Genomic DNA, 12,907 nt, shown 5'->3' on the forward strand with positions numbered 1-12,907 from the left:
GCAGACGAGCCTAGCCGGATTGATCCGCGTCGCGCAGCGCCTCGGGCAGGGTTCTGGCCAAGACGTCCATCTCCTCTGCCCGCCCGCAACTGATACGGATGCAGCGATCCTGCGGTGCGACAAAGGGCATGCGCACGAATACCCCACGCGCCACCAGCCCTGCCAGAACGCGGCGGGCAAAGGCACCGTCGCGACCGCAATCGACGGTCACGAAATTGGTGGCGGAGTCCAGTGCGCGCAGCCCGTTGTCCCTCGCGATATGCGCGATGCGGTCACGTGAACGGCGCACCTCTGCCTGCACATGCGCGAGCCAGTCGTGATCCTGAAGGGCGGCGAGCGCCCCAACTTGCGCCATGCGGTTCATGCCGAAATGATTGCGGATATTGTCAAAGCTCTTGATCAGGTCTGTGGCCCCTACCGCATAGCCGATGCGTGCCCCGGCCATGCCATAGGCCTTGGAAAAGGTGCGCATGCGGACGACGCGGGGATCATCGGCGGCGATGTCAGCCGCGGTGCCTTCGGGTGCAAATTCCACATAGGCCTCGTCAAGGCAGAGAAGGCAGCCTTGGGGCAGGGTGTCGAGGGCGCTGACAATCTCTGCGCCGGGCACCCAGGTGCCCATCGGATTGTCGGGATTGGCGAAATAGATCAACTTCGCCCCCACATCGCGCGCGCGGGCGATGAGGGCGGGCAGGTCTTCGCGGTCGTCGCGATAGGGCACTTTGTGCAGCACCCCGCCAAAGCCGGTTACATGGTAATTGAACGTGGGATAGGCCCCGTCTGAGGTGACGACCGCGTCGCCGGGACCGATCAGGAGCCGCACGAGATTGCCCAGAAGACCGTCGATACCTTCGCCCACCAGCACGTTTTCTGGGACCGCGCGCATATGAACTGCAAGTGCTGCGCGCAGATCATGGGTTGTGGGGTCGCCGTATTTCCAGACATTCTCCGCCTCGGCGCGGATCGCCGCCAATGCCTTGGGCGAGGGGCCAAAGAGGTTCTCATTTGCCCCCAGACGTGCCGCGAAAGGCGCGCCGCGTTGGCGTTCCTGTTCCTCTGGTCCGACAAAGGGAACAGTGGCGGGCAGGCTGTCGATCAACGGGGTATAGCGCGGATATGTCATGGGGCGCAGTTAACGGGATGCGTCGCCGCCTTGCAAGGGTGTGCCGCGACGTTGTGCTGGCCTGCGGACGGGCCATGGTGTTTCATGACGCAAAGCCGGAGGGGATCGCATGGCCAGAGTGACGACAGAGATCAGGGATCACATCGCGCATGTGACGCTCACGCGCGGGGACAAGCGCAACGCGGTTGACCCGGAGATGGCCGAGGCGATTGTGGCGGCGGGGCAGGCGCTAGTGGATGCGGATATCCGCGCCGTGGTGCTCTCGGGCGAAGGCAAGGCGTTTTGTGCGGGTCTTGATGTGATGAGCTTTGCGCAACTGGCAGCGGGAGATCCCGAGGCGCTGATCCTGCCGCGCAGCCATGGCACGGGTAATCTCTTTCAGGCAGTGGCGATGGTCTGGCGGCAAGTGCCGGTGCCGATCATCGCGGCGCTGCACGGGGTTGTCTATGGCGCGGGGTTTCAGCTTGCGCTTGGGGCGGATGTGCGGATTGCGGCCCCCGATACGGAGCTCGCGATCATGGAAATGAAATGGGGGCTGATCCCGGACATGGGGGGCATGGCGCTTTTGCCGCATCTCACCCGTTCTGACGTGATCCGGCGCATGACCTACACGGCGCGGCCCGTTTCTGCGGTGCAGGCGCGGGAGTGGGGGCTGGTCACGGATCTGGCCGATGATCCGCTGGCGGCGGCCTGTGATCTGGCCACCGAGATCGCGGGCCGCAGTCCCACGGCCATACGTGCCGCCAAGCGCCTGATCGGCGTGGCCGAGAGCGGGGCGGATGAGGCGGCGATTCTGATGGCAGAGAGCCGGGAACAGGCCGCATTGATCGGCAAGCCGGATCAGATGGAACAGATCGCGGCCAATCTTGCGGGACGGGAACCTCGGTTTCGGGGTTAGAGCTCAGCGTTTTTTAACGAACTCGGTCAGGATCACGATGCGCTGACCTTCGACCCGGCCTTCGATATGGGCGGGGTTGTCAAGCACCAGAGAAATGCCGCGCACCGCCGTGCCGCGTTTGGCGGTGAAATTGGCACCCTTGACCGGCAGATCCTTGATCAGAACCACGGTATCCCCTTGCGCAAGCGGCACGCCGTTGCTGTCGCGGTGGCCGCTGTCGCGGGGAATATTGTCGACCCAAGCGCGGGTTTCGTCGTCTAGCCAGAGCTGATCAGCCAGATCGCGCGCCCAATCATGGTCTGACAGCCGGGCCAGCATGCGCGCAGCCATCACTTGTGTCGGTGCATCCTCGGCCCACATGGACGAGGCAAGGCAGCGCCAATGCTCGGGCTCGGGCGTGCCTGCAATCTGATCGGCGCAGGTGGCGCAGAGGCTGACGCTGGCCCCTTCGGGGCCGCCTGCGACAAGGTATGGGGTGAGGGCGGTATCGGTGGCACAAAGAGCGCAGTGCATAACGGGGAACTCCGGTAAAAAGGGGGCTATGGTCCCCCTTAGACCCGTGCGGCGCGCGACAAAAGCCCGGACTGCACCTTTGCTGTTGCGACGCTGCATTTGCACTGGCCCGCGTGCATCATCCCACCTTGACCAAACCCCTATTCCCATACATATGCCAAGGCTATGACAGACCTCGCTCACATCCGCAATTTCTCGATCGTGGCCCATATCGACCACGGGAAATCCACCCTTGCCGACCGGTTGATTCAGTCAACCGGGACGGTTCAGGACCGTGACATGAAAGAGCAGATGCTCGATGCCATGGATATCGAGCGTGAGCGCGGGATCACGATCAAGGCCAATACCGTGCGCATCGACTACAAGGCGCAGGATGGTGAGACCTATGTGCTCAATTTGATCGACACGCCGGGCCATGTGGACTTTGCCTATGAGGTCAGCCGTAGCATGCGCGCGGTCGAGGGCAGTCTCTTGGTGGTGGACAGCACGCAAGGCGTCGAGGCGCAGACGCTGGCGAATGTCTATCAGGCGATTGATGCGGGCCACGAGATTGTGCCTGTGCTCAACAAGATCGACCTGCCCGCGTCGGAATGTGACCGGGTGGCCGAGCAGATCGAGGATGTGATCGGCATTGACGCAAGCGGTGCCATTCGCGTCTCGGCCAAGACTGGCGTCGGCATTACCGAGACGCTGGAGGCCATCGTCAAGCATCTGCCCGCACCCAAGGGCGATGAGAGCGCGCCGCTCAAGGCAATGTTGGTGGATAGTTGGTATGATGCCTATCTGGGCGTTGTCGTTCTGGTGCGGATTATGGACGGGCGCATGAAGAAGGGCGACCGCATCCATATGATGCAGACCGAGGCCACCTATAACGTCGAGCGGATCGGCGTGTTCCGTCCGCAGATGGAAAAGGTCGAAAGCCTTGGCCCCGGCGAAATCGGGTTTATCACCGCCTCGATCAAGCAGGTGCGCGATACCAAGGTGGGCGATACCATCACCCACGAAAAACGGCCCTGTGACAAGGCATTGCCGGGGTTCAAACCCTCGGTGCCGGTGGTGTTCTGCGGGCTTTTCCCGGTGGACTCCAACGAGTTCGAGGATATGCGCGATGCGATCGAGAAGCTGGCGCTGAATGACGCTTCTTTCAGTTATGAAATGGAAACGTCAGCGGCCCTTGGATTCGGGTTCCGCTGCGGGTTCCTTGGGCTCTTGCATCTTGAGGTGATCCGCGACCGGATCGAGCGGGAATACAATATCGAGCTGATCACCACCGCGCCGTCGGTTATCTATCACCTCTACATGAAGGACGGCACGCGCCGCGATCTGCACAACCCCGCCGACATGCCCGATCTGACCTATGTCGATCACATCGAAGAGCCGCGCATCAAGGCGACGATTCTGGTGCCAGATGAGTATCTGGGCGATGTGCTCAAGCTCTGTCAGGATCGGCGCGGAATCCAGATGGACCTGACCTATGCCGGTGCCCGCGCGATGGTGGTCTATGATCTGCCGCTCAACGAGGTGGTGTTTGATTTCTACGACCGCCTGAAATCCGTGACCAAGGGCTATGCGTCCTTTGATTATCACCTCGAAGGCTATCGTGAGGATAATCTGGTCAAGATGCAGGTCCTCGTGAATGACGAACCGGTGGATGCCCTCTCGATGATGGTTCACCGGGACCGGGCTGAAATGCGTGGTCGCGCGATGTGCGAAAAGCTCAAGGATCTGATCCCGCGCCACATGTTCAAGATCCCGATTCAGGCGGCCATCGGCGGCAAGGTCATCGCGCGCGAAACGCTCTCGGCGCTGCGCAAGGACGTGACCGCCAAGTGCTATGGCGGGGATGCCACGCGCAAGAAGAAGCTCTTGGAAAAGCAGAAGGCCGGTAAAAAGAAGATGCGGCAGTTCGGCAAGGTGGACATCCCGCAAGAGGCGTTCATTTCCGCGCTCAAGATGGACAGTTAAGCGGACGCTTCGCGCCCACATGCAACTCTTGCTGGCGTTTCGCTACGTCGGGCGCTAGCGTGTTTCCAGCAGTGAAACAATTGAGGCGCATCATGACGACCAAGGCCAAGACCAAAAGCCCGCGCAAGCAGACCACCCGCGCGACCGCCAAAACCACGACGGCCAAGCCCCGCCGCCCGCGCAAATCCGCGGCAGCCGTGGACAGCGCCCCCGAGGTCGCCATCGCAGAGGTGGCGGAGAGCACGACCCCGGACAGCGGCGCAACGAATGTGATCGCCCTGACGGTTGCCGAAGAAATTCCCGCCGATGCCGGACCGGAGTTGAAAAAGCAGGAGCTGATCGACAAGGTTCTCGCCAAGGGCGACATCAAGAAAAAGAATGCCAAGCCCGTGGTTGAGGCGGTTCTGGCGGTCTTGGGTGAGGTTTTGGCCGAAGGCCGCGAAGTCAATCTGCCGCCCTTGGGCAAGATCAAGATCAACCGGGTGCGTGACTTGGCCAATGCCCGCATCATCGTGGCCAAAATCCGGCAGTCAAAACCCGGTGCCGGACCCGACACCGAAGCCGACGACGAAGACAGTGACGAAGATATGAAAGAGGGTGTTGCACCGGTCGAAGAGTGACGCTAAAAGCCCCCACGGCGGGTGATTAGCTCAGTGGTAGAGCGCTTCGTTCACATCGAAGATGTCAGGGGTTCAAATCCCTTATCACCCACCATTATTTCTTTTCTTTTCGTGAGATACAGGCCGCTCGCGTTGACGCATAGACCTTATTGCGCCGAGATTGCCAGCGGGTCTACCCGCGCTTCGCCTGCGGTCATGCCCGGTACGGCGCGGTCGTGGCGCAGATAGGCGATAGCGCGCCCGTTGGACTGGGTGTAGAGCGCGCCCGCGCTTTTGCCTTCGGGGGTCAGAATCTCGCTGCCCACAGAAGCTGACCCATGCACCGCCACAAGCGTGAGCCCTTTGCGCAATTCGGTCTTGTGCTTCATCCGTGCTGTTACCTCTTGGCCGACGTAACAGCCCTTGCGGAAATCAACGCCATTGAGGCGTTCAAACCCGGCCTCAAGGATAAAAGTCTCGGGGGTCAGTTCAATTCCGGTTTCGGGGATGCAATGGGCCACGCGAATCCGGTCGAAATCGCTGCCGTCGTCGCCGTCGACCTCTCCATATAGACGCCAGCCCAAATCCGGGTGACGCGGGTCGGTGAGCGCGCCCATTGGGGTGGGACCAGTGCCGCGCCGAACTTTGAGATCGGTTTCACGTATCGCCACGTCGGCGCGCAGTTTGTACATGCTCAGACGTTGCAGCAGCATGGGTGCGAGGCTCTCATCCACATCGAGCCAGATCGCATCGCCGTGACGCGAGAGCAGAAAATCGGCCAGATACTTGCCCTGCGGCGTCAGAATGGCGGCATAGACCATGCCCTGATCCAGCTTGTGCAGGTCGTTGGTCACAAGACCTTGCAGAAAATGCAGGGCATCGGTGCCAGTGATCTCCAGAATACGGCGTGTCATGCCTCTTCCCCCGTGTTGTTCGCGTGTAATATAGGTCACGAGAACAGACACAACAGGGGTCGTCATGCGCGCAGCACTCTCGGTGGTGATTCCTACACGCAACGCCGCTGTTGTCCTGCCCGGCTGCCTTGCCGCTTTGATGGAGGGGCTGGAGGCGGGCGTGATCCGAGAGGTGGTTATCACCGATGGCGGATCTGACGATGCCACGCTGCAAATCGCCGATGCTGCGGGGGCAGTCATCGTGCAAGGGGCGGCATCCCGGGGCGGACAATTGCGGCGCGGGGCTCAGGTGGCGGGTGGGGGTTGGTTGATGTTCCTGCATGCCGACACGGTCTTGCCAGCCGGATGGGCCGGTGCGGTCAGCGCGCAAATGGTGCAGGGTGCGCCCGCCGCCTTTCAACTTGGGTTCGACGCAACGTGGGTGATGCCCCGGTTGGTGGCGGGTTGGGCCAATCTGCGCAGCCGGGTGTTCGGCCTGCCCTATGGGGATCAGGCGTTATTGATTTCGCGGGCGGACTATGAGGCGGTGGGTGGATTTGCCGATATTCCACTGATGGAGGATGTTGCCATGGCACGCGCGCTCAAAGGGCGTATCGCGCTCTTGCCGCTCGCGGTCAGAACGTCTGCCGCGAAGTATCAACGCGACGGCTGGCTGCGGCGGGGCGCGCGCAACCTGTGGATATTGATGCGCTATCTCTGCGGAGCAGACCCGGTGCAGCTGGTTCAGGCGTATCGGCGCGGGGCCCGGAACCGCTAGGAAACCCCGGGCAAATGGCGTTCGGTTTTTCTTGTCGTTGAGCGGCACGTGGTGGATCAGATCGGCGACTTACGCAAAACCGATGCGGTGATTGACGCCGCTTGCCAAGGGCGTAAGGTGCGGCGGAAAAAGCAGGAGTCCCCCTAAATGAGCCTCGCCCACGGTCGCGCCTATCTGGCCATTCCCGGCCCCTCGGTCATGCCCGAAGAGGTGCTGCGCGCCATGCACCGTGCCGCCCCGAATATCTATGAGGGGGATCTGATCGAGATGACGGCGGGGTTGATCCCGGATCTTCGTGCCGTGGCGCGGACACGCCAGCATGCAGCGATCTATATCTCGAACGGACACGGGGCGTGGGAGGCAGCGCTCGCCAATACGCTGCAACCCGGCGACCGGGTTCTGGTGCCAGCCACGGGGCGGTTCGGGCATGGCTGGGCGGAGGTCGCGCAGGGGCAGGGAATCGCGGTTGATATGCTGGACTTCGGCAAGCGCGCTCCCATCGATCTCAACCGCGTGGAAGAGGCGCTGCGCGCGGACAAGGCGCATGGGATCAAGGCGGTTCTGGCGACCCATGTTGATACGTCGACTTCTGTCCTCAATGACATTGCCGGTTTGCGGGCGGTATTGGATGCGGTAGGACATCCCGCGCTCCTCATGGCTGATTGCATCGCCTCGCTTGCATGTGACCGGTTCGAGATGGACGCCTGGGGCGTCGATGTGATGGTCGCTGGCAGTCAAAAGGGGCTGATGGTACCGCCCGGTCTGGCCTTTGTGTTCTTTTCCGACAAGGCGACCGAGGCGCGGCGCGCGCTGCCCTTGGTCAGCCGCTATTGGGATTGGACCCACCGCGCAGACCCGCAAATGTACTATCAGTATTTCGGTGGTACCGCACCCACGCATCACCTCTACGGATTGCGCGCAGCGCTCGACCTGATCGCGGCGGAGGGCGGTGTCGAGGCAGTCTGGGCACGGCATGACCGGTTGGCGAGGGCCATCTGGGCCGCCTGCGAGGCATGGGGACAAGAGGGGCCATTGGAGCTGAACATCAGCGATCCCACGCTGCGCAGCAGGGCCGTGACCGCGCTGCGGATCGGCGCGCCGCATGGATCGCGGTTGCGCTCATGGGTGCAGGATCATGCGGGCGTGACACTGGGGATCGGTCTTGGCATGGCAGAGCCGGGCGATCCGGCCTGGCATGGATTTTTCCGCATCGGCCATATGGGGCATGTCAATGCCCACATGGTTCTGGGCGCGCTTGGCGCAATTGAGGCCGGATTGAGCGCGCTCGATATTCCGCATGGGGCGGGCGGATTGTCTGCGGCAGCCCGGGTGATTTCGGATAAAGGGTGACGTAACCGTTCCGCCCGCGACCCGGGTCTGAACGCCAGTGGGATGTGGGGGGCGCGGGCATTGGCCCGCGCCACGCGTTACTTGATGAAGGTTCCGTCGCGCAATTCGCGCATCGCTTGGCGCAACTCGTCCTTGGAGTTCATCACGATTGGGCCATGCCAGGCCACTGGCTCTTGAATGGGTGCGCCAGAGATGAGCAAGAACCGCACGCCCTCTTCGCCGGCTTGTACCGTCACACTGTCGCCGCTACCAAAGCGGATCAGTGTCCGGTCGCCGGAAAGATCGCGCACATGCACCTCTTGTCCCGCCACTTCCTTTTCCAGAAGAACGCTTTTGGGCTCTGAAGCGTCGGCAAAGGCCCCGGCCCCCTCGAACACATAGGCAAAGCTGCGCCGGTAGGTGTCGACCGGGAACGTCTTCTTGACCCCGGCGGGCACCGAGATATCGAGATACTGGGGGTCCGCGGCGATACCGTCCACTGGGCCCCGCCGTCCCCAGAAATCCCCGACGATCACCCGCACGCGGGTGCCGTCATCATCGATAATCTCGGGGATGTCCGTCGATTTCACGTCCTGATAGCGGGGCGCGGTCATTTTCTGCGCGGCGGGCAGGTTGGCCCAGAGTTGAAATCCATGCATCTGCCCAAGCGCATTGCCGCGCGGCATTTCCTGATGCAAGATACCCGACCCGGCGGTCATCCATTGCACATCGCCTGCGCCCAAGCGGCCCTGGTTGCCCAAGCTATCACCATGCGCGACCTCGCCCGCGAGGACATAGGTAATGGTTTCGATACCGCGATGCGGATGCCACGGAAAGCCCGCCGTATAACGGGCGGGATCGTCATTGCGAAAATCGTCGAACAAGAGGAACGGATCGAGTTCTGTAGGGTCCTTGAAGCCGAACGCGCGGTGCAAGTGTACGCCTGCGCCTTCCAGTGTTGGGGTGGCTTGGCGTTGCTCCAAAACGGGTCTGATAGACATGGAAAGTCTCCTTTCGAACAGGATATAGGCAGCCACTGCGCTGTTGGAATGGCGCAGTCTGTTCATCGGCGAACCGCATCTGTGCGTTTTGCGCAGCACCCCTCTCGCCATGGGGGACGATCCGGGGTAAATGCGGGCGCAAAGGGAGATCTGGCATGCAAGACGAAGAGGTTTTGGCGGCATTAGGCGCGTCGGCGGGGCGGCGGATTTTGGGGGTCGGCTCGGTTGCAGGGCTGGGGCTGACGCTGCTTTATCTTGCCTTGGCTCAATCTCCGAGCCTTGGTTGGCAGGTGTTCATGGTTGGGTTTGGGGCCACTTGCGTCTTTTTGGCCGAGCGGATGTGGCGGGCCACGGCCCAATGGCTGGTGCTGACGCGCGACGGGCTGCGTGACAATACGGGGCGCATGATCGCGCCGGTCGCGCAGATCCGGTCGGTGGATCGGGGCGTTTTCGCCTTTAAACCGTCCAACGGTTTTCGCATCCTGCTCACGGAGAAAGCCCCGGCGGTCTGGCAACCGGGGCTTTGGTGGCGCGTGGGGCGCAGCGTAGGCGTGGGCGGTGTCACATCCGGCACGCCGGCCAAGTTCATGGCCGAGCAAATTCAGGATTTGCTCGCCCGTCAGTCCCAGGATTAGGCAGCGGTACAGACACCTTCAAAGCAGAGTTGTGCCGCAAAGCGCAGCGGCACGAACATCCGAGTTTTGATATTGGTGCCATCGGTGAAGCCGGTGGAGAATACCGGATCATATTCCGACGAGGTCTCGACCAGAATGATTTCCTGTCCATCAATCATCTGCGGCAAGGTCGCATGGGCGTTGCGCACATCATCCGCGCTCAGAGGGTTGAGGTCGCCCGAGCCGCGCACCTCGGACCAGCGCAGCTCGAATTCGTCTATATTGTTGGCCGCGTCGAGGTGGTAGCGCACCACGGTGACGCGCACCTGATTGGTGCCGGCATCGTTGCTCATGATGTCGAACAGGACCTTGACGTTGTCGATATAGGTATCGTTTACCTCAGCCGTTTCGCGTGAGAGCATGTCGGCAATTGTATAGGTCGCCTTTTCTCGCACGCTCTGATAGCGGAACATGTCAAAGTATTCGTAGCTAAAGGTCAGTCCCATAAACAGGAACGGGAACATCACGACCGTTTCCATGGCGGCGGTCCCGCATTCCTGTTTCCAGAACCGGCGCAGCAGTTTAAAGGCAGGGCGCAGGGTCATCAGATCGGCTCCTGAACAAAGGCTGTTGTGGCGACAAGTGAGGCTTGGCTTCCGTTTTCGGGAACAAGGCGACTGCCCAGCATTCCTGCTGGAAATAGCGGCCGAAACTTGAGGCAGGCCCGCAATAGCATCAGCTCGTTTTGTTGCCCGGGCACGAATTGGCGAACCGGTTTGGCGGGTTCTGCCAGATCCGTGCAATCGGCCTCAGCGTCCAGCCCGTTGAAATTGCGGATGTCCGCAGAGCGCATTTCGAGGCGCAGGTTGTTTTCGCAATCGTTGATCAAGATCGCGTTATCGCAGATGATCTGCTTGATCGCATCGTGCTGGGGTGCCGTTCCGGTGCCAAGACGTACCTCGCGCACGGCCATGTCAAGGCCTCGCTCGAGGAAGGTGGCGCGCATGGTGACAAAGCCCATCTCGATCGAAAAAATCATGATGCCGATGAAGAACGGTGCCACCAGAACGAATTCGAGTGAGGCTGTGCCGGTGTCGTCCTGCCGGAAACGGCGCAGAAAGTTCCTGAAGACGCGGGTCATTGGGTCAACCTCAACTGTTTCACATTGGCCGCGATGGCACTGAAGGCACTGGCAATATTCACGGTTGTCGCATTGTAGTGGTGATTGGGCGACGTGGCGCATTTCTTGATCTCGTCGGCACCGGTCGGTTGGCTGCCCATTTCAAAGGCGATGGTGTAAATCACGATCCCTTCGGATTTGGCCGCGTCGCAGATGTCGTCCAGGCGCTCATTCTTCTTGCTCCGATCGATCGGGTTGCCAAGGTAGCTGTTCCAAGGACCTGCACTGCCGGTGACGTTGTAGTAGAAACGTGGCGACATCAAACCCCATGCTGTTTCCCAGCTTAGACGCTCGCTGGAAATGAAGCCGGGCAAGGTGGATGCACTGTAGTTATTGAAGGTGGACCAAGACACGCTACCGCCATCGGTGACATTGAACATGCGGCTGTCAGAGGGGCGGCGCAGGTAGTAGCTGACCTGTTCCTCGCCAGTCGGCGTGTAAATGCAGGTGTAGCCGCTGTATCCGCAATACTGCTGATATTGCGACCCGTACCAGCGGCGACCGTCATAGTTCCGCTGAAGGTAGCTAAACTGCATTTGCTGGTAGGTGAGCTTGAAGAGGTCCGAATTCGGCCCGCGGTAGGTGTTGCTGAACCGATAGGAATTGTCATTGGCCCCGTCACCCATCAGAACGATGACCTTGAGCGTGTCACTCTCGTTGAAGACCGCGGGCATGTTGGTAAGCGTTGGTTCCACCAGCGAATAGGTCAGGATTGTGCCATCATCCTGCGGAACCTGAATCGGTTGCTGCAGGCTTTGAACAACGGGTTGAAAGGCCGAGTCGAGCAACGCTGCCGCCCATTTCACGCCCTCGTCGTTCGAGGTACTGCCACCCGCCTCAAGTGAATCGATCTTGTCATGAAGTGCTGTCTTGGTCGTCGCGTAGGGCAGGATCTTGAAGTAATCCTGCGTGTAGCAGGACTGGTAATAGGTGTCGAGGAAGCTGCCCAAGGGGGTTGTCGTCAGATCGCCAAATGTGGTGCCCTCACGGGAGGTGTAGATCAACTGATCATAGGCCGTGTTGGGATCAATCGTTGTGGATTCAAAATCTGCGTCCGACAGTTCTAGGCACGAGGAATACAAATGATTTTCATTAACCGTGAGCGCCTCGTAGATTTCCTTGGACGGGGTTACGCCCCAGCTGAACGGGACCACTGAGATCACCGCATCATTGGGTTCTGTGCTATCGAGAATGGAATCCACGAAATTCTTGGCGGCGGGTTTGAGCGCATCAATACGCTCGCCCATCATGGAGCCTGAAACATCAAGCGCCATGGAGATTTCCAGTTTGGGGATCGTCACCTCTGCGGTCGAATTGCCCCCGGATGTAAGGGTGTCGACCCCGGCGAGGCGCATCAGATAGGTGTCGAGAGTCTGAGAGGCGCGTGCCGTTACCTTGGATGAGTTGAGGCGAATGTCGATATCGCCCTCTTGCTCCGCAGCGAGGTAGTTGGCCTGCCCAGATTTGGAGAAGTAATCCTCGATGACAGCGCGCGCAGTCGTGTTGTTGACCGCCGTGGCCCCGGCGAGAACTGCCCGGTCCAGCGTCGCCTGAAGGCTAGCCCGCGCCATTTCCTGCCGCATGGTATCAATCCCGATACCGCCCATGATCAAGAACATGACGAAGATTGAAAAGGCAAGCACGGTGACCGTGCCGTCTTCCTCGTTGAAGAAGCGCTCTGCGTACTCTCCTGCGCGCGTCGTACCGCGCAATTTCGACCGTGCCCCCCGATCAGACGTCTTGCTATTCCAAAGCATAATAACACCTCATTGTGACGAAGCCTTTCCCCAACTCCGCACTGCACCATCCAGCTTTATCCACTTTGTCTATGGCTGAATTATGGCGGGTTTTAGGCGGAAAATCAGAAGTTAACCGATTAAATTCAACAATATAGTGGCTGCTCCGCGATTGTATTGGCTATGGCGACAAACACCTTGGGCAGCGCGCCTCTGCCAAGGGGCTGGCGGCAGCGGGTGGACAAACGGCCGGTGTCGGTTAACCATGGGATAGGACA

General features: G+C 60.5%; 13 protein-coding genes and 1 tRNA gene. 7 read left to right on the plus strand and 7 right to left on the minus strand.

Annotation, left to right across the window (positions count from 1 at the left end):
• Positions 1–10: 10 nt before the first annotated feature.
• Entirely contained in the window at positions 11–1,123 is a 1,113-nt protein-coding gene (locus tag AACZ65_RS16855; RefSeq protein WP_339672817.1) for a pyridoxal phosphate-dependent aminotransferase, read from the minus strand.
• Positions 1,124–1,232: 109 nt separating this feature from the next.
• Between AACZ65_RS16855 and AACZ65_RS16860 the strand changes: the two genes are divergently transcribed.
• Positions 1,233–2,021, plus strand: a complete 789-nt coding sequence (locus AACZ65_RS16860) for a crotonase/enoyl-CoA hydratase family protein (protein WP_339672819.1) — start codon at positions 1,233–1,235, stop codon at positions 2,019–2,021.
• Between the two features lie 3 nt (positions 2,022–2,024).
• On the opposite strand, the gene AACZ65_RS16865 is transcribed toward AACZ65_RS16860, so the two are convergent.
• Positions 2,025–2,534, minus strand: a complete 510-nt coding sequence (locus tag AACZ65_RS16865; protein ID WP_339672820.1) for a PhnA domain-containing protein — start codon at positions 2,532–2,534, stop codon at positions 2,025–2,027.
• 165 nt (positions 2,535–2,699) lie between these two features.
• On the opposite strand from AACZ65_RS16865, the gene lepA reads away from it, so the two are divergent.
• The 3 genes from lepA to AACZ65_RS16880 all read left to right on the plus strand — a co-directional run bounded on the left by lepA (position 2,700) and on the right by AACZ65_RS16880 (position 5,213).
• On the plus strand, positions 2,700–4,499 hold the full coding sequence (lepA, locus tag AACZ65_RS16870; RefSeq protein WP_339672821.1) for a translation elongation factor 4: 1,800 nt from the start codon (positions 2,700–2,702) through the stop codon (positions 4,497–4,499).
• A gap of 92 nt (positions 4,500–4,591) precedes the next feature.
• On the plus strand, positions 4,592–5,119 hold the full coding sequence (locus tag AACZ65_RS16875; protein ID WP_339672823.1) for an HU family DNA-binding protein: 528 nt from the start codon (positions 4,592–4,594) through the stop codon (positions 5,117–5,119).
• Positions 5,120–5,138: 19 nt separating this feature from the next.
• Positions 5,139–5,213: transfer RNA gene (locus AACZ65_RS16880), tRNA-Val, on the plus strand.
• A 52-nt stretch (positions 5,214–5,265) separates the two neighbouring features.
• Here AACZ65_RS16880 and AACZ65_RS16885 read toward each other — a convergent pair.
• Entirely contained in the window at positions 5,266–6,012 is a 747-nt protein-coding gene (locus AACZ65_RS16885) for a folate-binding protein (RefSeq protein ID WP_339672825.1), read from the minus strand.
• A 64-nt stretch (positions 6,013–6,076) separates the two neighbouring features.
• Between AACZ65_RS16885 and AACZ65_RS16890 the strand changes: the two genes are divergently transcribed.
• Positions 6,077–6,769, plus strand: a complete 693-nt coding sequence (locus AACZ65_RS16890) for a TIGR04283 family arsenosugar biosynthesis glycosyltransferase (RefSeq protein ID WP_339672827.1) — start codon at positions 6,077–6,079, stop codon at positions 6,767–6,769.
• A gap of 147 nt (positions 6,770–6,916) precedes the next feature.
• Positions 6,917–8,119, plus strand: a complete 1,203-nt coding sequence (locus tag AACZ65_RS16895) for an aminotransferase class V-fold PLP-dependent enzyme (protein WP_339672829.1) — start codon at positions 6,917–6,919, stop codon at positions 8,117–8,119.
• 77 nt (positions 8,120–8,196) lie between these two features.
• Here the strand turns inward: AACZ65_RS16895 and AACZ65_RS16900 are convergent, their stop codons facing one another.
• Positions 8,197–9,099 (minus strand): pirin family protein, encoded by a 903-nt coding sequence (locus tag AACZ65_RS16900; RefSeq protein ID WP_339672831.1) that lies wholly within the window; start codon positions 9,097–9,099, stop codon positions 8,197–8,199.
• A 155-nt stretch (positions 9,100–9,254) separates the two neighbouring features.
• Between AACZ65_RS16900 and AACZ65_RS16905 the strand changes: the two genes are divergently transcribed.
• Positions 9,255–9,734, plus strand: coding sequence for a hypothetical protein (locus AACZ65_RS16905; RefSeq protein ID WP_339672833.1), 480 nt, complete (start codon positions 9,255–9,257; stop codon positions 9,732–9,734).
• Here the strand turns inward: AACZ65_RS16905 and AACZ65_RS16910 are convergent.
• The 3 genes from AACZ65_RS16910 to AACZ65_RS16920 are packed head-to-tail and all read right to left on the minus strand — an operon-like array spanning position 9,731 to position 12,650.
• Positions 9,731–10,318 (minus strand): TadE/TadG family type IV pilus assembly protein, encoded by a 588-nt coding sequence (locus tag AACZ65_RS16910; RefSeq protein ID WP_339672835.1) that lies wholly within the window; start codon positions 10,316–10,318, stop codon positions 9,731–9,733. The genes AACZ65_RS16905 and AACZ65_RS16910 overlap by 4 nt on opposite strands.
• Positions 10,318–10,854, minus strand: a complete 537-nt coding sequence (locus AACZ65_RS16915; RefSeq protein WP_037268894.1) for a TadE/TadG family type IV pilus assembly protein — start codon at positions 10,852–10,854, stop codon at positions 10,318–10,320. The genes AACZ65_RS16910 and AACZ65_RS16915 overlap by 1 nt, the downstream gene beginning before the upstream one ends.
• Positions 10,851–12,650 carry a pilus assembly protein TadG-related protein gene (locus AACZ65_RS16920; protein WP_339672838.1) on the minus strand — a complete coding sequence of 600 codons (1,800 nt, stop codon included), beginning with the start codon at positions 12,648–12,650 and terminating at the stop codon, positions 10,851–10,853. Before AACZ65_RS16920 ends, AACZ65_RS16915 begins: the two co-directional genes overlap by 4 nt.
• Between the last annotated feature and the right edge of the window lie 257 nt (positions 12,651–12,907).

Origin of the sequence: uncultured Roseovarius sp. (assembly GCF_963972555.1) — a bacterium.
Lineage (GTDB): Bacteria > Pseudomonadota > Alphaproteobacteria > Rhodobacterales > Rhodobacteraceae > Roseovarius > Roseovarius mucosus.